The organism is Pseudomonas acericola (SeqCode), assembly GCF_053456465.1.
In genome coordinates, this window is record NZ_JBRFJB010000002.1 from 374,848 (window position 1) to 396,005 (window position 21,158).

The 21,158-nt window shown below is 62.7% G+C and carries 21 protein-coding genes; 15 read left to right on the plus strand and 6 right to left on the minus strand.

The window, feature by feature from the left end; genetic code table 11:
* The first annotated feature begins 79 nt into the window (after nucleotides 1-79).
* The 6 genes from rnc to tadA all read left to right on the plus strand — a co-directional run bounded on the left by rnc (nucleotide 80) and on the right by tadA (nucleotide 5,479).
* The gene (gene rnc, locus ACU688_RS07760; RefSeq protein ID WP_026136456.1) at nucleotides 80-769 is read left to right on the plus strand and encodes a ribonuclease III; all 690 of its coding nucleotides are present in this window, start codon (nucleotides 80-82) and stop codon (nucleotides 767-769) included.
* Nucleotides 762-1,664 (plus strand): GTPase Era, encoded by a 903-nt coding sequence (gene era / locus ACU688_RS07765; protein ID WP_017734281.1) that lies wholly within the window; start codon nucleotides 762-764, stop codon nucleotides 1,662-1,664. Before rnc ends, era begins: the two co-directional genes overlap by 8 nt.
* A gap of 195 nt (nucleotides 1,665-1,859) precedes the next feature.
* Complete coding sequence (recO, locus tag ACU688_RS07770; RefSeq protein ID WP_448184261.1) at nucleotides 1,860-2,543, plus strand: DNA repair protein RecO; 684 nt, start codon at nucleotides 1,860-1,862, stop codon at nucleotides 2,541-2,543.
* Between the two features lie 51 nt (nucleotides 2,544-2,594).
* Entirely contained in the window at nucleotides 2,595-3,338 is a 744-nt protein-coding gene (pdxJ, locus tag ACU688_RS07775) for a pyridoxine 5'-phosphate synthase (protein WP_207039937.1), read from the plus strand.
* Between the two features lie 264 nt (nucleotides 3,339-3,602).
* Nucleotides 3,603-4,979 carry a multicopper oxidase family protein gene (locus ACU688_RS07780; RefSeq protein WP_448184262.1) on the plus strand — a complete coding sequence of 459 codons (1,377 nt, stop codon included), beginning with the start codon at nucleotides 3,603-3,605 and terminating at the stop codon, nucleotides 4,977-4,979.
* Nucleotides 4,979-5,479: a tRNA adenosine(34) deaminase TadA gene (gene tadA, locus ACU688_RS07785; protein WP_448184263.1), complete on the plus strand. Its 501-nt coding sequence runs from the start codon at nucleotides 4,979-4,981 to the stop codon at nucleotides 5,477-5,479. Before ACU688_RS07780 ends, tadA begins: the two co-directional genes overlap by 1 nt.
* Before the next feature lie 137 nt (nucleotides 5,480-5,616).
* Here the strand turns inward: tadA and cmoB are convergent, their stop codons facing one another.
* Together cmoB and cmoA are read right to left on the minus strand one after the other, a co-directional pair.
* Nucleotides 5,617-6,573 (minus strand): tRNA 5-methoxyuridine(34)/uridine 5-oxyacetic acid(34) synthase CmoB, encoded by a 957-nt coding sequence (gene cmoB, locus ACU688_RS07790; protein WP_448184264.1) that lies wholly within the window; start codon nucleotides 6,571-6,573, stop codon nucleotides 5,617-5,619.
* Nucleotides 6,570-7,349 (minus strand): carboxy-S-adenosyl-L-methionine synthase CmoA, encoded by a 780-nt coding sequence (gene cmoA, locus ACU688_RS07795; protein ID WP_448184852.1) that lies wholly within the window; start codon nucleotides 7,347-7,349, stop codon nucleotides 6,570-6,572. The genes cmoB and cmoA overlap by 4 nt, the downstream gene beginning before the upstream one ends.
* A 139-nt stretch (nucleotides 7,350-7,488) precedes the next feature.
* Between cmoA and ACU688_RS07800 the strand changes: the two genes are divergently transcribed.
* Nucleotides 7,489-7,854 (plus strand): hypothetical protein, encoded by a 366-nt coding sequence (locus ACU688_RS07800; protein ID WP_448184265.1) that lies wholly within the window; start codon nucleotides 7,489-7,491, stop codon nucleotides 7,852-7,854.
* On the opposite strand, the gene ACU688_RS07805 is transcribed toward ACU688_RS07800, so the two are convergent.
* From ACU688_RS07805 to ACU688_RS07820, 4 genes are all read right to left on the minus strand, one after another.
* Complete coding sequence (locus ACU688_RS07805) at nucleotides 7,827-8,483, minus strand: lysoplasmalogenase (RefSeq protein ID WP_448184266.1); 657 nt, start codon at nucleotides 8,481-8,483, stop codon at nucleotides 7,827-7,829. The two genes, ACU688_RS07800 and ACU688_RS07805, sit on opposite strands and share 28 nt — an antisense overlap.
* A 1-nt stretch (nucleotide 8,484) precedes the next feature.
* Nucleotides 8,485-8,874: a protease inhibitor I42 family protein gene (locus ACU688_RS07810; RefSeq protein WP_017735972.1), complete on the minus strand. Its 390-nt coding sequence runs from the start codon at nucleotides 8,872-8,874 to the stop codon at nucleotides 8,485-8,487.
* 191 nt (nucleotides 8,875-9,065) lie between these two features.
* Nucleotides 9,066-11,486 (minus strand): endopeptidase La, encoded by a 2,421-nt coding sequence (gene lon / locus ACU688_RS07815; protein ID WP_017735973.1) that lies wholly within the window; start codon nucleotides 11,484-11,486, stop codon nucleotides 9,066-9,068.
* Between the two features lie 217 nt (nucleotides 11,487-11,703).
* A complete protein-coding gene (locus ACU688_RS07820) occupies nucleotides 11,704-12,693 on the minus strand; it encodes a GntR family transcriptional regulator (protein WP_448184267.1) in 990 nt (329 codons plus the stop codon).
* Nucleotides 12,694-13,030: 337 nt separating this feature from the next.
* Between ACU688_RS07820 and ACU688_RS07825 the strand changes: the two genes are divergently transcribed.
* The 8 genes from ACU688_RS07825 to ACU688_RS07860 all read left to right on the plus strand — a co-directional run bounded on the left by ACU688_RS07825 (nucleotide 13,031) and on the right by ACU688_RS07860 (nucleotide 20,835).
* A complete protein-coding gene (locus ACU688_RS07825; RefSeq protein WP_448184268.1) occupies nucleotides 13,031-14,353 on the plus strand; it encodes an amidase in 1,323 nt (440 codons plus the stop codon).
* A gap of 11 nt (nucleotides 14,354-14,364) precedes the next feature.
* Entirely contained in the window at nucleotides 14,365-15,243 is an 879-nt protein-coding gene (locus ACU688_RS07830; protein ID WP_003234086.1) for a polysaccharide deacetylase family protein, read from the plus strand.
* 26 nt (nucleotides 15,244-15,269) lie between these two features.
* Complete coding sequence (locus tag ACU688_RS07835; protein WP_448184269.1) at nucleotides 15,270-16,610, plus strand: MFS transporter; 1,341 nt, start codon at nucleotides 15,270-15,272, stop codon at nucleotides 16,608-16,610.
* A gap of 10 nt (nucleotides 16,611-16,620) precedes the next feature.
* Nucleotides 16,621-17,382 carry an SDR family NAD(P)-dependent oxidoreductase gene (locus ACU688_RS07840; protein ID WP_448184270.1) on the plus strand — a complete coding sequence of 254 codons (762 nt, stop codon included), beginning with the start codon at nucleotides 16,621-16,623 and terminating at the stop codon, nucleotides 17,380-17,382.
* 141 nt (nucleotides 17,383-17,523) lie between these two features.
* Nucleotides 17,524-18,273, plus strand: a complete 750-nt coding sequence (locus ACU688_RS07845) for an SDR family NAD(P)-dependent oxidoreductase (RefSeq protein WP_448184271.1) — start codon at nucleotides 17,524-17,526, stop codon at nucleotides 18,271-18,273.
* A gap of 13 nt (nucleotides 18,274-18,286) precedes the next feature.
* Nucleotides 18,287-18,580: a hypothetical protein gene (locus ACU688_RS07850; protein ID WP_448184272.1), complete on the plus strand. Its 294-nt coding sequence runs from the start codon at nucleotides 18,287-18,289 to the stop codon at nucleotides 18,578-18,580.
* Nucleotides 18,581-18,688: 108 nt separating this feature from the next.
* Nucleotides 18,689-19,663, plus strand: a complete 975-nt coding sequence (locus tag ACU688_RS07855) for a CobW family GTP-binding protein (RefSeq protein WP_448184273.1) — start codon at nucleotides 18,689-18,691, stop codon at nucleotides 19,661-19,663.
* On the plus strand, nucleotides 19,660-20,835 hold the full coding sequence (locus ACU688_RS07860) for an ABC transporter substrate-binding protein (protein WP_017735351.1): 1,176 nt from the start codon (nucleotides 19,660-19,662) through the stop codon (nucleotides 20,833-20,835). Before ACU688_RS07855 ends, ACU688_RS07860 begins: the two co-directional genes overlap by 4 nt.
* The last annotated feature ends 323 nt before the right edge of the window (nucleotides 20,836-21,158 follow it).

Below are 21,158 nucleotides of genomic sequence, written 5' to 3' on the forward strand. Positions count from 1 at the left end.
GCACCAACCAGGATTTGAATTTGAACACTGCGTCAATCGTCGATGGCCGCCGGTGCCACCACACAGATATGGGTAAACCGTGACCGTTTCTCTAGCACGTCTCGAGCGTCTGCTCGGCTACACCTTCAAGGACCAGGAATTGATGGTCCTTGCCCTCACACACCGCAGCTTTGCAGGGCGTAACAACGAACGCCTGGAATTCCTCGGTGATGCCATCCTCAATTTCGTCGCCGGTGAGGCGCTGTTCGAGCGCTTCCCGCAAGCCCGTGAAGGCCAGCTGTCACGCCTGCGCGCACGCTTGGTGAAGGGCGAGACCCTGGCCGTGCTGGCCCGTGGTTTCGGCCTTGGCGAGTACCTGCGCCTGGGTTCCGGCGAGCTGAAGAGCGGCGGTTTCCGCCGTGAGTCGATCCTCGCCGACGCCCTTGAAGCGCTGATCGGTGCGATCTACCTCGATGCAGGCATGGAAGCGGCCAAGGAACGCGTCACCGCGTGGCTGACCTCCGAGATCGAAAGCCTCACGCTGGTCGATACCAACAAAGATCCCAAGACCCGCCTGCAGGAATTCCTGCAGTCCCGTGGTTGCGAACTGCCACGCTACGAAGTGGTGGATATCCAGGGTGAGCCCCATTGCCGCGTATTCTTCGTGGAATGTGAAATCACCTTACTGAACGAAAAAAGCCGAGGTCAGGGTGTGAGCCGTCGTATTGCCGAACAGGTAGCGGCCGCTGCAGCACTGATTGCCCTGGGCGTGGAGAATGGCCATGACTGATTCAACCGCAACACGCTGTGGCTATGTTGCCATCGTCGGCCGCCCGAACGTGGGCAAGTCCACGCTGCTGAACCACATCCTCGGCCAGAAGCTCGCGATCACCTCGCGCAAGCCGCAGACCACCCGCCACAACATGCTGGGCATCAAGACCGAAGGCAACGTGCAAGCGGTCTACGTCGATACCCCGGGCATGCACAAAGGTGGCGAGAAAGCCCTCAACCGCTACATGAACAAGACCGCTTCGGCAGCGTTGAAAGACGTCGACGTGGTGATCTTCGTGGTCGACCGCACCAAGTGGACCGACGAAGACCAGATGGTCCTTGAGCGTGTGCAGTACGTCACCGGCCCGTTGATCGTCGCGTTGAACAAGACCGACCGCATCGAAGACAAAGCCGAGCTGATGCCGCACCTGAGCTGGCTGCAGGAACAACTGCCGAATGCGCAGATCATCCCGATCTCCGCCCAGCACGGCCACAACCTCGAAGCCCTGGAGCGCGTGATCGCCGGCCACCTGCCGGAGAACGAGCACTTCTTCCCGGAAGACCAGATCACCGACCGCAGCAGCCGTTTCCTTGCCGCCGAACTGGTGCGCGAGAAAATCATGCGCCAGATGGGCGCCGAACTGCCGTACCAGATCACCGTCGAAATCGAAGAGTTCAAGCAGCAGGGCAAGACCTTGCACATTCATGCGCTGATCCTCGTCGAACGTGACGGCCAGAAGAAAATCATCATTGGCGACAAGGGCGAGCGCATCAAGCGCATCGGCACCGAGGCGCGCAAGGACATGGAGTTGCTGTTCGATTCCAAGATCATGCTTAACCTGTGGGTGAAGGTTAAGGGTGGTTGGTCCGATGACGAGCGTGCACTGCGCTCCCTGGGCTACGGCGACCTGTAAGCACACCGCTTAATGGTTGGCGGGCTTGCTGTGGCGAGGGAGCTTGCTCCCGCTGGGCCGCGCAGCGGCCCCAACAAAACCACTGAGTTTTTTCAGATAAAACTCGGTGGCTGACATAGGGGCTGCTCCGCAGCCCAGCGGGAGCAAGCTCCCTCGCCACAAAAGCGCTCTTCCTCTTTAGAGATTCCCCGTCTCATGTCCCAACCCCTCAGCCAACCCGCCTACGTCCTGCACAGCCGCGCCTACCGCGAGACCAGCGCCCTGGTGGACTTCCTCACGCCCCAAGGCCGCCTGCGCGCAGTGTTGCGCAGCGCTCGGGGCAAGGCGGGCACGCAGGCAAGGCCGTTCGTGGCGTTGGACGTGGAGTTTCGCGGCAAGGGCGAGTTGAAAAACGTCGGCCGCCTGGAAAGCGTCGGCACTTCCGCCTGGCTTAATGGCGAAGCGCTGTTCAGCGGCCTTTACCTCAACGAGTTGCTGATTCGCCTGCTCCCCGCCGAAGACCCGCACCCAGCCGTCTTTGATCACTACGCCGCCACGTTGCTCGCCCTCGCCGAAGGCCGTCCCCTGGAACCGCTGCTGCGTGCCTTCGAATGGCGCCTGCTCGACGACCTGGGCTACGGTTTCGAACTGGCCAACGACCTGCATGGCGACCCCATCGCCGCCGACGGCATGTACCGCCTGCAAGTGGACGCGGGCCTGGAACGTGTCTACCTGCTGCAACCCGGCCTGTTCCAAGGCACCGAGCTACTGGCCATGAGCGAAGCAGACTGGAGCGCGCCGGGCGCTTTATCCGCCGCCAAACGCCTGATGCGTCAAGCCTTGGCCGTGCACTTGGGCGGACGGCCGCTGGTCAGTCGCGAGTTGTTTCGAAAGCCCTGACAACCCCGTGTATGCTGTGCAGCGTTTCTTTCCCTATTCAGGAGCGCTTCCGTGACCAGCAGCAATCGCATTCTTCTTGGCGTCAATATCGACCACGTCGCTACCCTGCGCCAGGCCCGGGGCACCCGTTACCCTGATCCGGTCAAGGCCGCGCTGGACGCCGAAGAAGCAGGCGCCGACGGCATCACCGTGCACCTGCGCGAAGACCGCCGCCACATCCAGGAGCGCGATGTGCTGGTGCTCAAGGACGTGCTGCAAACCCGCATGAACTTCGAAATGGGCGTGACCGAAGAGATGATGCTGTTCGCCGAGCGCATCCGCCCGGCGCACATCTGCCTCGTACCGGAAACCCGCCAGGAACTCACCACCGAAGGCGGCCTGGATGTCGCGGGCCAGGAAGCGCGGATCAAGGCCGCGGTGGATCGCCTGTCGCAGATCGGCAGCGAAGTCTCGCTGTTCATCGACGCCGACGAGCGCCAGATCGAAGCCTCGCGCCGCGTCGGTGCGCCAGCCATCGAGTTGCATACCGGGCGGTATGCCGACGCCACCACCCCGACCGAAGTGGCCGATGAGCTGCAACGCATCATCGACGGTGTCGCCGTTGGCCTGCGCGAAGGGCTGATCGTCAACGCGGGTCACGGCCTGCACTACCACAACGTTGAAGCGGTGGCGGCGATCAAAGGTATTAACGAGCTGAACATTGGCCATGCGCTGGTGGCGCATGCGCTGTTTGTCGGTTTCAAAGGTGCTGTGGCCGAGATGAAGGCCCTGATCCTGGCCGCCGCCAAAGCCTGACCCAACACAGTCTAAAAACCCCTGAAGATCAAAAAATGTGGGAGCGGGCTTGCCCGCGATTGCGGTACACCCGTCAAAGCTGCATTGGCTGACCCACCGCAATCGCGGGCAAGCCCGCTCCCACATTTGATCTTCCACAGTTGACCTTTGGTGTGTCCAGAATTCAGCCATGCGGCAATGCGAAGCCTTACTGTTTAGGCCATGCGGGTGTATCGTATCTGCCCTTTGCAGGCCCTGGGCCTGCGGCTGATACGTGAGGTTGTTGTGTCCCGATCCTTTTCCCGTCGACAAATCCTGGGTGGCCTTGCCGGCCTGGCCGTAGTGGGCGTCGGTGCCGGTGGCGCCTATCGCTACTGGCTGGGGAAAGTCGCCGAGGCCGAGGCGGGCCACGATTACGAATTGATCGCCGCACCGCTGGACGTGGAACTGGTGCCGGGCCACAAAACCGAAGCCTGGGCGTTCGGCCCCTCCGCGCCGGGCACCGAGTTGCGTGTGCGCCAGGGCGAATGGCTGCGGGTACGTTTTATCAACCACCTGCCGGTCGCCACCACCATCCACTGGCATGGCATCCGCTTGCCGCTGGAGATGGACGGCGTGCCCTACGTCTCCCAATTGCCGGTGCTGCCTGGCGAATATTTCGACTACAAATTCCGCGTGCCCGACGCCGGCAGCTACTGGTATCACCCCCACGTGAACAGCAGCGAAGAACTCGGCCGTGGCCTGGTAGGCCCGCTGATTATCGAAGAGCGCGAACCCACCGGTTTCAAACACGAACGCACCCTTAGCCTGAAGAGCTGGCATGTGGACGAAGAGGGCGCTTTCGTCGCCTTCAGCGTGCCCCGTGAAGCGGCACGTGGCGGTACGGCCGGGCGCTTGTCGACGATCAACGGCGTGTCCCAGGCGGTGATCGACTTGCCGGCCGGGCAGATCACCCGCGTGCGCCTGCTCAATCTCGACAACACCCTGACTTATCGCATCAACATTCCCGACGTCGAAGCGCAGATCTACGCGCTGGACGGCAACCCCATCGAGCCGCGCCCACTGGGCAAGGAATACTGGCTGGGCCCGGGCATGCGCATTTGCCTGGCGATCAAGGCACCGGCGGCCGGCGAAGAGCTGTCGATCCGCAATGGTCCGGTACGCCTGGGTACATTCCGTTCCGTGGCCAATACCGACGCGCCCACCGAGTGGCCGCCGGCATTGCCCGCCAACCCGATTGCCGAGCCGGACCTGGCCAACGCCGAGAAACTCAACTTCAATTTCGAATGGGTCGGCACCGTTTCGGTCGACGATGGTCGGCCGCCCAGCCTGTGGCAGATCAACGGCCAGGCCTGGGACATCACCGACAAGACCTGCGCCGACCGCCCGATCGCCAAGCTGGAGAAGGGCAAGAGCTACATTTTCGAATTGAAGAACATGACCCAGTACCAGCACCCGATCCACCTGCACGGCATGAGCTTCAAGGTGATCGCCTCGAACCGCCACAAGGTGATCCCGTACTTCACCGACACCTACCTGCTGGGCAAGAACGAACGCGCCCGCGTGGCGTTGGTGGCGGATAACCCGGGGGTGTGGATGTTCCACTGCCACGTGATCGACCACATGGAAACCGGCCTGATGGCCGCCATCGAGGTGGCGTGATGCGCCAGTTTCGTCCCGTGGCGATCATCGACCGCAGCCGCGACCAGGACTTCATGCGCGAAGCCCTGGCCCTCGCCGCCCAAGGCGCCGCGCTGGGTGAAGTGCCCGTGGGCGCGGTGCTGGTGCAGGACGGTGAAATCATCGGCCGCGGCTTCAACTGCCCCATCAGCGGCAACGACCCCAGCGCCCATGCCGAAATGGTCGCCATCCGTGATGCGGCGCAGGCCATCAGCAACTATCGGCTGGTGGGCAGCACGCTGTACGTGACGTTGGAACCGTGCAGCATGTGCGCTGGCTTGATCGTGCACTCGCGGGTGTCGCGGGTGGTGTACGGCGCGCTGGAGCCGAAGGCGGGGATTGTGCAGAGCCAGGGGCAGTTTTTTACCCAGGGGTTTCTCAATCACAAGGTGCTGTTTGAAGGTGGGGTGTTGGCAGAAGAGTGCGGCACGGTGCTGAGTGAGTTCTTCAAGGCCCGCCGAGCCAAACCACAATCCAACTAACACCGCAGACCAATGTGGGAGCTGGCTTGCCTGCGATAGCTATCTGTCAGCCAACTCATCAGTGACTGATACACCGCTATCGCAGGCAAGCCAGCTCCCACAGTTTTGATCTCTATTTATTCAGTGAAACCGCACGCTTACTTGCGAGCGATGATAACGGCCCGCATCGGCGCCGGCAGCCCTTCAATCGTCTTACTGTGATCTTCAGGATCAAGGAAATCACTCAACGACTGGTACTTCATCCACTCCGTCCCACGCTGTTCTTCCACCGTGGTCACGCTCACATCCACACAGCGCACATCACTGAACCCGGCACGTCTTAGCCACAGCATCAACGCCGGCACCGACGGCAGGAACCACACGTTGCGCATCTGTGCGTAACGGTCTTCCGGCACCAGCACTTGTTGCTGATCGCCTTCCACCACCAGGGTTTCCAGCACCAGTTCACCGCCTTTGACCAAGGTGTCTTTCAACGCCAGCAAATGCTCGATGGGCGAGCGGCGGTGATAAAACACACCCATGGAAAACACCGTATCAAAACCTTCCAGATTCGCCGGCAAGTCTTCGAACGGGAACGGCAGGTGCCACGCCTTGGGTTCTGACAGGTAACGCTGCACGGCCTGGAACTGGCAGAAAAACAGCCAGTTCGGATCGACGCCGATCACGCTGTCGGCCCCGGCGCCGAGCATACGCCACATGTAGTAACCGTTGCCGCAGCCTACGTCGAGGATGCGTTTGCCCTTCAAGTCCAAATGCGGTGCCACCCGTGACCACTTCCAGTCCGAGCGCCATTCGGTGTCCACATGCACGCCGAACAGGTGGAACGGGCCTTTGCGCCACGGGCTCAGGCCCATCAACGCGGTGTGCATTTGTGCGCGGGTTTCGTCGTCGCAATCGGTGTCGAGGGTCAGGCCGTTGAGCAAATCCACGTCGCTGGGCTGGATCTTCGGCAGCGCATCCAGCGCGCTCTGCCAGCGCTCCAGGTCGCCATGGCCTTTTTCCATCTTGCTATCGAGTTGCGCTTGCAGGCCTTGGGCCCACACGGCCAAGGGAGTGCCGACCAAGTGGCGGGCGAGGGGGGACAGATCAATCATGGCAAGGCAATCAACGAGGCAAAGTTAAGACACTGGAACCACGGCACGACTTTCGAGAACCCGGCCGCCAGCAGGCGTTCGCGGTGTTCTTCGAGGCTGTCGGGCTTCATGACGTTTTCGATGGCGCTGCGCTTCTGGGCGATTTCCAGTTCGCTGTAGCCGTTGGCGCGTTTGAACGCGACGTGCAGATCGGTGAGCAACGCGTGTTCTTCGGGATCATTGAAGCGCAGCTTTTCCGAAAGGATTAGTGCGCCCCCCGGCAGCAGCGCTTGGCGGATGCGCGCGAGCAAGGCCAGGCGCTCATCGGGGGCGATAAATTGCAGGGTGAAGTTCAGCGCCACCACCGAGGCCGGTTGGAAGTGCAACGCGAGGATATCGCCCTCGATCACGTCCACCGGCAGCAACTCCTGGAACATCGAGTCCTGGCCATTGAGGTATTCACGGCAGCGCTCGACCATCGCCGCCGAGTTATCCACCGCGATCACCCGGCAGCCATCGGTGCGCACATGGCGGCGCAAGGCCTGGGTCACGGCGCCGAGGGATGAACCCAGGTCGTACAGCACGCTGTTGGGCTGGGCAAACTGCGCCGCGAGCACGCCGAGGTTTTCGACGATGGTCGGGTAACCGGGCACCGAGCGCTTGATCATGTCCGGGAACACCCGCACCACGTCCTCGTTAAAGGCGAAGTCCGGCACCTGGGGCAGGGGCTGGGCGAATAGGCGATCGGGTTCTTTGCTCACGGTTGTTCCGGCGACGAAAAGGGGAAAGGCCGGCATTTTAGCCAAGTTGGCGGTGGGATGCATGGTTGATCGGACCGTTAGTCAGGCGGGCTTGGCACCTGTTAATTCTGACAGTAGACGGATAGTTGGGCTGGGCTCAGATTCAAGGCGTCTGATATTTTCCGAGGATGGAGTCATGAGCCTGAAACTGACCGTCACCGACAAGAAGTTGAAAGCCCTGCTGGCGAAGATCAACAAGGACAAAAAGATCGAACCCGCCGAGTTTCTCGATCTCAGGAGACAGGCGGATGACGAGGTCGCCAACAGCGCGTTGCTGCCCGTACGGGACAACATGCGCATCATCGGTAACGCCGCGGACATCCTGGCCGATGCCATGAAGATCCTGTACCTCGAATTGCGCCGTCTGGACTATGGGATTCCCGACAAGGACCCGGCCAAGAACGCCAAGAAAGAGGCGGAAAAGGCCGCGCTGAAAAAGGCCGTCGAGTACCAATTGGCCTATGTCATCACCAGTTATCTGTTCACGCTCGACAAACTCTGAGGCGCTTGGCTGAACGCCGACGCGGTGATGCCCCACTGGCCCAGCCAGTAAGTGGCGATCAACAAATACGGCGCCGCGTCGAACGCCAGCACAAACCGGTTGATACCGATCAGCGTGTCGGAAAACACAAACGACGCCGCGCCCGCCGCCGCCAGCAGCGCCGAGCGCTTGGGCACGTCGCTGCCCAGGCGTGCCAGCGCACGCCAGAGCATGGCGCTGATCACCAGTGCGTAAACCACCACGGGAATCAGCAAGTCGCCAAGGCCGTGGGAAATCAGGATGCTCAGCAGCACAGCGCCGACGCCCAGCGCCAAGAGCAATGGCAGCAGCGCCAACCGCCGGCAATCACTGAAATAGGCCTTGAGGTACGCCAGGTGCGCAAACAGGAATGCACCGAGGCCAAAGATAAACAGGTCGCCCGGCCAGGCGAGCAGCACGTCGCCCACCAGGGAAAAAATCAGCCCCAGGCTGATCCAGCGTCGATAGTCGGTGGGCGGTGCATCATGCAGCCAGCCCAGCAGCGCCAGCACCGGCAGCGGTTTGACCAGCAGGCACAGTAAGGTGGCGTGGGTGGCCAGGCCGTAGACAAAGGTGCCGGCGCCCATCAACGCAAGAATCATCCATGGCATATCAGTTCACCGTAATGGCGCAGTCGAAAGTGTCGGCAGGTTCGGCTTCGGGTTCCCAGGGTTGCTGGGAGGTCAGGCGCAAGCGGCCCTGGCCTGCGGCGAAGGCCTGGAAGCGCCAGGTGGATTGCCCGCCGCCGCCGATCACGCCGGATTCACGGCTGCTGTAGACCTCGGGGCTCAGCGCGCGGAGCACGCCACCGGCGGAGTCCTGGATGGCCCAGCGGTAGCCAGTGGTGGGGTTGCTCGGCAGGGTAAGGATCAGGTTTTGCCCGGTCTTGAGCTGCAGCGGGCAGGCGCTTTGCGCGTCTACGCTGATGTTTTGCTTGGGGGCACTGGCGCACCCGGCCAGCAGGGCAAGGCTTAGGGGGATAAGCAGGCGGGCAGCGGTCATGGGGGCTCCGTTGATTCACGACGAAGGGCGAGCATAACCGAAGATGAGACAAGGTGTGACAGGGTGAAAGTGACATAAACCATTGTGGCGAGGGAGCTTGCTCCCGCTGGAGTGCGAAGCGCTCCCAAAATTTTTGGGGCCGCTGCGCAGCCCAGCGGGAGCAAGCTCCCTCGCCACAGGGGGGGTGAGATTTAGAAGAGCACTTTCGCCACATCCGCAAACCGCTTGGCAAAGTGCACCGTCATGCCTTCCTTCAGGTACTCCGGCAATTCCTCGAAGCTGCCACGGTTCGGCTCCGGCAAGATCAGTTCGTGAATCTTCTGGCGCCGCGCGGCAATCACCTTCTCACGCACCCCGCCAATCGGCAGCACATGCCCGGTCAGCGTCAGCTCGCCGGTCATGGCCACGCCTTTTTTCGGCGGCTGGTTACGTGCCAAAGACAGCAGCGCACTGGCCATGGTCACGCCGGCGCTCGGGCCGTCTTTCGGCGTGGCGCCTTCCGGCACGTGCAAGTGCACGAAGGCTTCGTCGAAGAACTTCGGGTCGCCGCCAAACGACTTCAGGTTCGAGCTGATGTAGCTGTAGGCGATTTCGGCGGACTCCTTCATCACTTCACCCAACTGCCCGGTGAGCTTGAAACCGCGATTGAGCGTATGGATGCGCGTCGCCTCGATCGGCAAGGTCGCGCCGCCCATGCTGGTCCAGGCCAGGCCGGTAATCACGCCGGTGCCGGACAACACTTGTTCGTTGCGGAACACCGGCATCCCCAGGGAGCTTTCCAGGTCCTTGTTGCCGATCTTGATCACCGAGTCCGGCTCATCCAGCAACTTGACCACCGCCTTGCGCACCAGTTTGCCCAGCTGTTTCTCCAACTGGCGCACCCCGGCCTCGCGGGCGTAACCGTCGATCAGTGCACGCAGGGCGCCGTCGCTGATGGTCAGGCTGGTTTTGGCCACACCGGCTTTTTCCAGCTGTTTTGGCCACAGGTGGCGCTTGGCGATGGCGACTTTTTCTTCGGTGATATAGCCCGACAGGCGAATCACTTCCATCCGGTCCAGCAACGGGCCGGGGATCGAATCCAGGGTGTTGGCGGTGCACACGAACAGCACTTTGGACAGGTCCAGGCGCAGGTCCAGGTAATGGTCGAGGAATTCGACGTTCTGCTCCGGGTCGAGGGTTTCCAGGAGCGCCGACGCCGGGTCGCCCTGGAAGCTCTGGCCCATCTTGTCGATCTCGTCGAGCATGATCACCGGGTTCATCACTTCCACATCTTTCAGCGCCTGCACCAGCTTGCCCGGCAGGGCGCCGATGTAGGTGCGGCGATGGCCCTTGATCTCGGCCTCGTCGCGCATGCCGCCGACGCTGAAACGATAGAACGGCCGCCCCAGGGATTCGGCGATAGATTTACCGACGCTGGTCTTGCCCACGCCCGGCGGGCCTACCAGCAGCACGATGGAGCCGGCGACTTCGCCTTTATAAGCGCCCACCGCGAGGAATTCGAGGATGCGGCTCTTGATGTCGTCCAGGCCCGCATGGTGTTTATCCAGCACCTTGCGCGCGTGTTTCAGGTCGAGCTTGTCTTCGCCATACACGCCCCACGGCACCGCCGTCGCCCAGTCCAGGTAATTGCGGGTGACTGCGTACTCTGGCGAGCCGGTTTCGAGGATCGACAGTTTGTTCAGTTCTTCATCGATACGCTTTTGCGCCTGGGCCGGCAGCACTTTGCCTTGCAGGCGTTGTTCGAACTGCTCGACATCGGCGCTGCGGTCGTCCTTGGTCAGGCCCAGCTCCTGCTGGATGACCTTGAGTTGTTCCTTGAGGAAAAACTCGCGCTGGTGTTCGCCGATCTTGCGGTTCACCTCGGCGGAGATTTCCTTTTGCAGGCGCGCAACTTCTACTTCTTTGCGCAGCATCGGCAGGACTTTTTCCATGCGCTTGAGCATGGGCACGCAGTCCAGCACTTCCTGCAACTCGTTACCGGTGGCCGAGGTCAGTGCGGCGGCGAAGTCGGTGAGCGGCGACGGGTCGTTGGGGCTGAAGCGGTTGAGGTAGTTCTTCAACTCTTCGCTGTACAGCGGGTTGAGCGGCAGCAGTTCCTTGATCGCATTGATCAACGCCATACCGTAGGCCTTCACCTCATCGGTCGGCTCTGACGGCTGGTGCGGGTATTCGACCTCCACCAGGTACGGCGGACGGTGGTGCTTGAGCCAGGTCTTGATGCGCACACGGGTCAGGCCCTGGGCGACAAATTGCAGCTTGCCGTTCTCGCGGCTGGCGTGATGCACCTTCACCAGGGTGCCGTACAGCGGCAGGCTGGAGGTGTCGAAATGGCGTGGGTCTTCTGGCGGCGTGTCCATGAAAAACAGGGCGAGGTTGTGGTGATCGGATTTACTCACCAGCTCCAGGGTTTCGGCCCACGGCTCTTCGTTGACGATCACCGGCAGCACTTGCGCCGGGAAGAACGGCCGATTGTGGATCGGGATGATGTAGACCTTGTCCGGCAGGTTTTGCCCAGGCAGCGCCAGGCCAGTGTTGGACGAAGGGGATTCAGCGTTTTCGGGATCTGCGTAGTCGTTGAGGTCGTATTCGGGGAATTCTTGCTGGTCGCTCATGGGGCACCTGCATCAGGAAGTATGCAGGTTAGATGGGGCGGGGTTGCGGTGGTTTCAATGGTCAGGTCAAGTTAGCAACATATTGCATAGTATTTGTCTCAACACGAACCCTGTGGGAGCTGGCTTGCCTGCGATAGCGGTCTGTCAGTTGAAGCATCTTTGACTGATATACCGCTATCGCAGGCAAGCCAGCTCCCACACTTTAAATGGTGTTTAGTCAGCTGATTTTGTGGAGGTAGGAGGGCAGGGGTTGTTCCGGCAATACCGACAATACCTTTAACCGCTGCAACATCCGCTGCCGCGCCCGCTGCAAATGCTCGCGCAGATTCAACGCCGCCGCATCCACCGCCCCATGCAACAACAACTCCAAAATCAAGCGATGCTCGGCCAACATGGCCGGATCAGCGCCGATCCCCAGCAATCGGTAAAAAATCCGACTGATAATCATCGGGCTCTGCCCCTGGCGAATCAGTGCAGCGATCTTGCGATTCTGCAACCCGGCCAGGCAGCGCTGGTGCAAATCCTCTTCGATCTGCTCGATGGCTTCCAGGCTGCACTGCGGGCTGTCCTGGGCGTCCAGCACCCGTTGCAACATCGCTTCCAGCTCCTCGCGGTCCAGGCCCGGCGCGCTGAGGCGCAGGGCTTCGGGTTCCAGGCAGGCGCGCAGTTCGTAGTCTTCGGTGACTTCCCGCGCGGTCAACGGCCCGGCCAGCCATTGGGAATAGGGCTCCTTTTCCACCAGGCCACGGTCGCGCAGGCGCATCAGCGCTTCACGCACCACGGCGCGGCTGACGCCGTAGTGGTCGGCGGCGGCTTGTTCATCCAGGCGGTAATGGCCGAAGGCAATGCAGGTGGACAGCGCCGCGCCGATTTCCTCGACGATGCGCTCGCCCAATGGCCGCGTGTCCACCAACTCCGCTTCGCCATTGAGCCCCAGGTGCGCATGGCTCAAGGGCAGGCGCAGCGGCTCCATCGCCAGGCCTTCGGGGTTGATCAGGTAACCCCGGCCGTTGAAACGGCAGATCAAGCCTTCGTCGTGCAACAGGTCCAGGGCCTTGCGCACCGGCACGCGGCTGGTGCCGAACAATTCGGCCAGCGGCGCTTCCAGCAACACCAGGCCGTGGCGGGCCGTGCCGTTGACGATCGCGTCACGCAATACCTGGTGAATCATCGCGTAGCGGGAGGCCGAGGCAGACACTGCTTTCATTGCGTTCTCAGGGGCTTTCAGGACGGTGGCCGGGGATTCTCTCATAAGTTGTGCCTGTCACCCTGCGCCACGTCGGTGGCACTTTTTTGGGGCTGGGAATGTTGGAATGTTACTTTTCTGCACCAAAATGTACTTATTAATAAAAGATACATTATTTCATTCAAGGCCTTGCGCCGGCTTCAGTCAAACTATTTTTCCTGCTATCCAAGCTATCTATCCCGTAGCTCTGGGCGATAAACCCACGCTTGGCAAAAACCTCGACACAGAGACTGGCACGAAATCTGCCTTTGTAAAATGTACATTTTATTAATATGTACGTTTTGCGAGGGTCATCTTGATGTCAGACGCCACTTCCATGGCCGAGGATTTCGCCAGCGGTCGCAGCGACCCGGTGCAGGTGCTTGATCAGGCACTTGTCCACGCGAGCATGGCCCCCTGCGTATTTATCTCCCTGACTGCCGAGCGTGCCCGTCGCGAGGCTGAAGCCTCAGCCGCGCGCTGGCGGGCCGGCCAGCCGCTGAGCGTGCTTGATGGCGTGCCGCTGGCCTGGAAAGACCTGTTCGACGTGGCCGGCAGCATCACCACGGCGGGCGCCGCCTACCGTCGCAACGCGCCGGCGGCCTTGCTCGATGCGCCCAGCGTCGGCCTGTTGTGCCGCGCGGGGATGGTCAGCGTGGGCAAGACCAACCTCAGCGAGCTGGCCTATTCCGGCCTGGGCCTGAACCCGCATTTCGGCACGCCGTTCAACCCGCACAGCAGTGACCAGGCGCGCATCCCCGGCGGTTCGTCCTCGGGTTCGGCGGTCGCCGTGGCGGCCGGGATCGTACCGATTGCCATGGGCACCGACACCGCCGGCTCGATCCGCATCCCCGCCGCGTTGAATGGCCTGGTGGGTTACCGCAGCAGCAGCCGGCGCTACAGCCGCGACGCGGTGTTCCCGTTGTCGCGCACCCTCGACAGCCTCGGCCCGCTGACCCGCAGCGTGCGCGACGCGTTGACCATCGACGATTTGCTCCATGGCCGCCGCCAAGTCCACACGCCCCGCAGCCTCAAGGGCCAGCGTTTTGTGTTGGCGCACCAAGACGTCGAGCCGGCCGTGCGCGACAACCTGCTGCGCGCCGTGGCGCAACTGCAAGCCGCCGGCGCGCTGATCGAAGAACGTGAATGCCCGACGTTCCAGGCCACCCTGGAGTTGATCCGCGACCACGGCTGGCTCGGTTCCTTCGAAGCCTTCGCCCTGCACGAAGCGTTGCTCGGCAGCCCCGACGCCGACCACCTCGACCCCCGCGTACGCCGCCGCCTCGAAGCCGCCCGCGCGCTGCCCGCCAGCCAATTGCTGTACCTGATCGAAGCCCGCCGCCGCCTGCAACAACAACTGCTCGACGACCTCGACGGCGCGCTGCTGATCACCCCCACCGTCGCCCACGTCGCGCCGCCCCTGGCGCCGCTGGAAGCCGACGATGACCTGTTCATCCACACCAACCTCGCCACCCTGCGCCTGACCATGCCCGGCAGTTTCCTGGACATGCCCGGCGTGAACCTGCCCAGCGGCCGCGACGCCCTGGGCCTGCCCACTGGGTTGCTGCTCAGCGCCCCGACGGGGGAAGACGCACGCCTGTTGCGCGCCGCGTTGTCCGTCGAATCTGCAATGACTATTTAAGGAGACACACCATGGCTAAAGACATCCTCTGTGCATTTGGCGTCGACGTTGATGCCGTCGCCGGCTGGCTCGGTTCCTATGGCGGCGAAGACTCGCCCGACGACATCTCCCGCGGCCTGTTCGCCGGTGAAATCGGCGCGCCACGCCTGCTCAAACTGTTCGAGCGCTACGGCCTGCGCACCACCTGGTTTATCCCCGGGCACTCGATGGAAACCTTCCCCGAGCAAATGAAAGCCGTGGCCGACGCCGGCCACGAGATCGGCGTGCACGGCTACAGCCACGAAAACCCGATTGCCATGACCGCGGAGCAAGAGGAAATCGTCCTCGACAAGTCCATCGAGCTGATCACCCAGGTCACCGGCAAACGCCCGACCGGCTACGTTGCGCCGTGGTGGGAGTTCAGCAAGGTCACCAACGAACTGCTGCTGAAAAAAGGCATCAAGTACGACCACAGCCTGATGCACAACGACTTCCACCCCTACTACGTACGCAAGGGCGACAGCTGGACCAAGATCGACTACAGCCAGCACCCCGACACCTGGATGAAACCCCTGGTGCGCGGCGAAGAAACCGACCTGGTAGAGATCCCGGCCAACTGGTACCTCGACGACCTGCCGCCGATGATGTTCATCAAAAAAGCCCCCAATAGCCACGGCTTCGTCAACCCGCGTCACCTTGAAGAAATGTGGCGCGACCAGTTCGACTGGGTCTACCGCGAACACGAACACGCGGTGTTCACCATGACCATCCACCCCGACGTCTCCGGCCGCCCGCAAGTGCTGCTGATGCTGGAGCGCCTGATCGAACACATCCAGAGCCATGCCGGCGTGCGCTTCGTCACCTTCGACGAAATCGCCGATGACTTTATCCGCCGTCAACCGCGTACCTGACCTTCCTACTCCCCGAGGCGCGACTCATGTCCATCTACAACAAGCTTGACCTGACCGGCTGGAAACCCCGGCAACTGACCTCCAAGGAAGTGCGCTTCGCCACCTGGATCGCGTTTTTCGCCTGGGTGTTTGCGGTGTACGACTTCATCCTTTTCGGCACCTTGCTGCCGGAAATCGGCCGGCATTTTGGCTGGGGTGAAGTGGAGCAAGCTGAAATCGCGACATGGGTCGCCGTGGGCACGGCGGTGGTCGCCTTTGCCATTGGCCCGGTGGTCGATAAGTTGGGCCGGCGCAAAGGCATTATCTTCACCGTGGCCGGCTCGGCGCTATGCTCCGCGTTGACCGCCATCGGCGGCGCGTGGGGCAAGTCGCCGCTGATCCTGATCCGTTCGCTGGGCGGCCTGGGCTATGCCGAGGAAACCGTCAACGCCACGTATCTGAGTGAACTGTATGGCGCCTCGGAAGACCCGCGCCTGACCAAGCGCCGTGGTTTTATCTACAGCCTGGTGCAGGGCGGCTGGCCGGTCGGTGCGTTGATCGCTGCCGGTTTGACCGCGTTGCTGCTGCCGATCATCGGCTGGCAGGGCTGCTTCATCTTCGCCGCGATCCCGGCGATTGTGATCGCGATCATGGCGCGCAAGCTCAAGGAAAGCCCGCAGTTCCAGATCCACGAACGCATCAGCCAACTGCGCAAAAGCGGCGCGGTGACTGAAGCGCAGAACGTCGCCGTGACCTACGGCGTGGACTACGACGAACACAGCAAGGCCGGCCTCAAGGCCGCGTTCCGTGGCCCGGCCCGCCGCGCCACCCTGGTGATCGGCGCCGCGCTGTTGCTCAACTGGGCGGCGATCCAGGTGTTCAGCGTGCTCGGTACTTCGGTGATCGTCAGCGTGCACCACATCTCGTTCGAGAACTCGCTGATCATCCTCGTGCTGTCGAACCTGGTGGGCTACTGCGGTTACCTCAGCCACGGTTGGATGGGCGACAAGATCGGCCGTCGCAACGTCATCGGCCTGGGCTGGATGCTCGGCGGCCTGGCGTTCGCCGGCATGCTGTTTGGCCCGAGCAACATGGCGATGGTGGTCGGGCTGTACAGCCTGGGCCTGTTCTTCCTGATCGGGCCGTACTCGGCGGCGCTGTTCTTTATCAGCGAAAGCTTCCCCACCAGCATCCGCGCCACCGGCGGCGCGATCATCCACGCCATGGGCCCGATTGGTGCGGTGGTCGCAGGTTTTGGTGCCACTCAGGTGCTGTCCGCCGGCAGCGACTGGCAGACCGCCGCGCTGTGGTTCGGTGCGGTGCCGTGCTTCCTGTCCGGCATGTTGATGTTCGCCGCGCGCCATGTGCGCCCGGAAACTGTTCAGTAAGGAGTGTGTGATGAGCCGTAAAGTTGCCTTGATTACCGGCGCCGCCAGCGGCATCGGCCAAGCCCTCGCCGTGGCCTATGCGCGAGTCGGTGTGGCGGTGGTCGGCGGGTATTATCCAGCCGATCCCCATGACCCGCACACCACGGTTGGGTTGGTGGAAGAAGCCGGCGGCGAATGCCTGATGTTGCCGCTGGATGTCGGCAACACTGCCTCGGTGGACGCCCTGGCCGAGCAAGCCGTGCGGCACTTCGGCCGCCTCGACTACGCCGTTGCCAACGCCGGTTTGCTGCGGCGTGCGCCGCTGCTGGAAATGACCGACGCGCTGTGGGACGAGATGCTCAATGTCGACCTGACGGGGGTGATGCGCACCTTCCGTGCGGCCACCCGGCACATGAGCGAAGGCGGCGCGCTGGTGGCGATTTCATCGATTGCCGGTGGCGTGTATGGCTGGCAGGAACACAGCCATTACGCAGCGGCCAAAGCCGGCGTGCCGGGGTTGTGTCGCTCGCTGGCGGTGGAGTTGGCGGCCCAGGGCATCCGTTGCAATGCGGTGATCCCGGGGTTGATCGAGACGCCGCAGTCGCTGGATGTGAAGAACTCGCTGGGGCCGGAAGGGCTGGCGAAAGCCGCGCGGGCGATTCCGCTGGGGCGAGTAGGGCGGGCGGATGAAGTGGCGTCGTTGGTGCAGTTCTTGACCAGTGATGCGTCGAGTTATCTGACCGGGCAAAGCATCGTCATCGACGGCGGCCTCACAGTGCGCTGGCCTGATTAATAACTGATGTACTCGGTCCAAATGTGGGAGCTGGCTTGCCTGCGATAGCGGTGGGTCAGCAGCACATGTATTTACTGAACCACCGCCATCGCAGGCAAGCCAGCTCCCACAGGGAGCCGGTGTGTGTCTGAGGAGTTTTGTATGACGCAACTGACTAACCGCCGCGCTGTGATCACCGGCGCCGGCAGCGGCATCGGCGCTGCCATCGCCCGCGCCTACGCCGCTGAAGGCGCGCGCCTGGTGCTGGCCGACCGCAACGCCGCCAGCCTCGCCGAAACCGCAATCACCTGCCGCAACCTCGGTGCCGAAGTCGTCGAATGCCTGGCTGACGTCGGCACCGTTGAAGGCGCCCAGGCCAGTGTGGATACCTGCGTCGCGCAGTTCGGCGGCATCGACATTCTCGTCAACAACGCCGGCATGCTCACCCAGGCGCGGTGTGTCGATCTGTCCATCGAGATGTGGAACGACATGCTGCGCGTCGACCTCACCAGCGTGTTCGTCGCCAGCCAGCGCGCCTTACCGCACATGCTCGCGCAGCGTTGGGGCCGCATCATCAATATCGCCTCGCAACTGGGCATCAAGGGCGGCGCCGAACTGACTCACTACGCCGCCGCCAAGGCCGGGGTGATCGGCTTTACCAAGTCCCTCGCACTGGAAGTCGCCAAGGACAACGTACTGGTCAACGCCATCGCCCCTGGCCCGATTGAAACACCGTTGGTGGGTGGCATCAGCGACGACTGGAAACGCGCCAAGGCCAAGGAGTTGCCCCTGGGCCGCTTCGGCCTGGCCGATGAAGTGGCGCCCACCGCCGTGCTGCTGGCCAGCGAGCCGGGCGGTAATCTGTTCGTCGGCCAGACCCTCGGCCCGAACTCCGGCGACGTCATGCCATGAGCGGGGTGTAGCCATGTGCGGACTCTGCGGGCTGCTCGGCGAAGACCTGCACTGGAGCGACCCCCTGGGCGATGAAGTGCCCCGGCGCCGCGAACGCCTGCGCCGGATCGCGGCGATCAACCAGGTGCTGGCGGTGTTCCGGCTCAAGGTCGAAGACTTCCAGGGCGCCTCGTACCTGTTGCTCGGCGCCACCGGCAAGCAGGAACTGGCGAGTGGCCTGGATCAACTGTGGCTGGCCGCCGAAAACATGCTCGGCCGCCCGTTGGACCCCCTCGATCCCAAACTGCTCGACCACCTTGAACACTGACTGTGGCGAGGGAGCTTGCTCCCGCTGGAGTGCGCAGCGCTCCCAAGCTTTTGGGGCCGCTGCGCAGCCCAGCGGGAGCAAGCGCCCTCGCCACAAAGGAATGCAATCATGAGCATCGCCCTGAATGTGATCACCGGCTTCCTCGGCAGCGGCAAGACCACCTTGCTCAAGCGCCTGCTGCAAGGCGAAAGCCTCGGCGACACGGCATTGCTGATCAATGAATTCGGCGACGTCGGCATCGACCACCTGCTGGTGGAAGAGGTCGCGCCGGACACCGTGCTGCTGCCCAGCGGCTGCGTGTGCTGCTCGATTCGCGGCGAGTTGAAAGACGCGCTGCTCGGCCTGTTGCAACGCCGCGAGCGCGGGGAAGTCCCGGCATTCAAACGGGTGATCCTCGAAACCACCGGCTTGGCCGACCCGGCGCCAATTCTCGCCACCTTGAACAACGACGTGCAGTTGCGCGGGCGCTTTCATATTGGCCTGGTGATCACCCTGGTCGACGCCAGCCACGCCACGCTGCAAGAGCGGTTACACCCGGAATGGCTGGCCCAGGTCGCGGCAGCGGATCGCCTGCTGCTGAGCAAGACCGACCTGGCTGGCGACAGCGCCCCGCTGCGCGCGCACTTGCAGGCGCTCAACGCCGGCACGCCGATCCTCGATACCCAGGACATCCACAGCGGCGAGCAACTGCTGCTCGGCGAAGGCCTGCGCAGCGCCGAACCCGCCGTGGAAGTCAGCCGCTGGCAATTGCATCAACCCACCACCGCCACCCATGGCGCCGCGCAAGTGTGCTGCCTGACCTTCGACCAGCCGCTGGATTGGGTCGGCTTCGGGGTGTGGCTGTCGATGCTGTTAAGATGCCACGGCGAACGAATCCTCCGGGTCAAAGGACTGCTCAACGTGAACGCCAGCAACGCCCCCATCGTCATTCATGGCGTGCAGCACTGCCTGCACGCTCCGGTGCACTTGCCTGCATGGCCGGGCAGCGATCGCCAGTCGCGCCTGGTGTTTATCCTGCGCGGTCTCGACCCGGCGCAGCTGCGCCGCTCGTTTGACGTGTTTTCGCGGCGGTTCGCCGCATGATTACCCTGCGTGTCCTTGGCACGTCGGTGACCTTGCTGGAATGCCTGCGCGTACGTGCCGAGCAGGAGCTGGGCATCCGCCTGGTGTATCAGGTGCACGATGTCGAGCAGGCCCAGCGCATCGCGGTGATGCAGCCCGACAGCTATGACCTGTATGACCAGTGGTTCCATAACGTCGATTTTGTGTGGCCGGCGCGGGCGATCCAGCCCATCGACACGCGGCGCATCGCGTTGTGGCACGAGATCAACGACCTGCCCAAGCGCGGCCGCCTGTCGCCGGATGACCGTCTCGGCAGCGGCAGCGTGCCCAGCGAACGCCTGTTCGTGCAGCACGACGGCAGCCTCGGCAGCACCGTTACCGAACGCATCAGCATGCTGCCCCTGACCCACAACGCCGACAGTTTTGCCTACCGCCCCGAGCGCCTGCCCGACGGTTTTTGCCACGGCAATGAAAGCTGGGGCTGGCTGCTCGACCCGGCCTGGCGCGCACGCACCGCGCTGCAAAGCGACGCCGCCATCGGCGCCCTGGACGCCGCGCTGGCGGTGCAGGGCGCGGGGCTCGCGCAGTTCAAGGACATCGGCAACATGAGCATCGAAGAGATCGACGTGCTCGCCGACATCCTCGTGCGCAAACAAAAGGAAGGCCACTTCGCCGCCTTCTGGTCGGATGACGAAGAGGCTGCGCAGTTGATGCTCAGCCCGAGCATCGACATCCAGAGCCTGTGGTCGCCGACCCTGATGCGCCTGCACCGCGCCGGGGTGAAATACCGCCTGGCGGTGCCGCGTGAAGGCTATCGCGCCTGGTTTGGCGGCTTGTCCTTGTCGCGCCATGCCCAAGGGCCGGTGCTGGATGCGGCCTATGCCTACCTCAACTGGTGGCTGTCCGGCTGGCCCGGCGCGGTGATGGCGCGCCAGGGTTACTACATCGGCAACCCGGCGCGCAGCCGCGACCACCTGAGCAGCGCCGAGTGGGATTACTGGTACGCCGGTCAACCTGCGCGGGAGGAGCTGCTGGGCAGTGATGGCCTGCCGTTGATCGATATCGGCGAAGTGCGTGATGGCGGTTCCTATGAACAGCGCATGGGGCACATTGCGGTGTGGAACTCGGTGATGGATGAGCACAACTATTTGGTGCGGCGTTGGGGGGATTTCATGCGCGCGCGCGGTGCCTAAAGAGAGGCACAGGCTCGGCTTATGTGGGAGCGGGCTTGCCCGCGATGAGGGCCTATAAGCTGATGCATGTGTTGGCTGACCCACCGCAATCGCGGGCAAGCCCGCTCCCACATTGGATCTCCTTCCGCCTCTGGTTTATCGATCGTTCCCACGCTCCGCGTGGGAATGCCTCCACGGGCGCTCCGCGCCCAGCTCAGCCCCAAGTCAAGCCCGTGCCGCCAATAACTTGACAGCAACATTCCTTGTTTTATTGGGTGTACTTATCCCAGCTCCCAGCTAATCTGCTTAAACCGAATATCCAATCCAAATGGATGTTTTTTTGA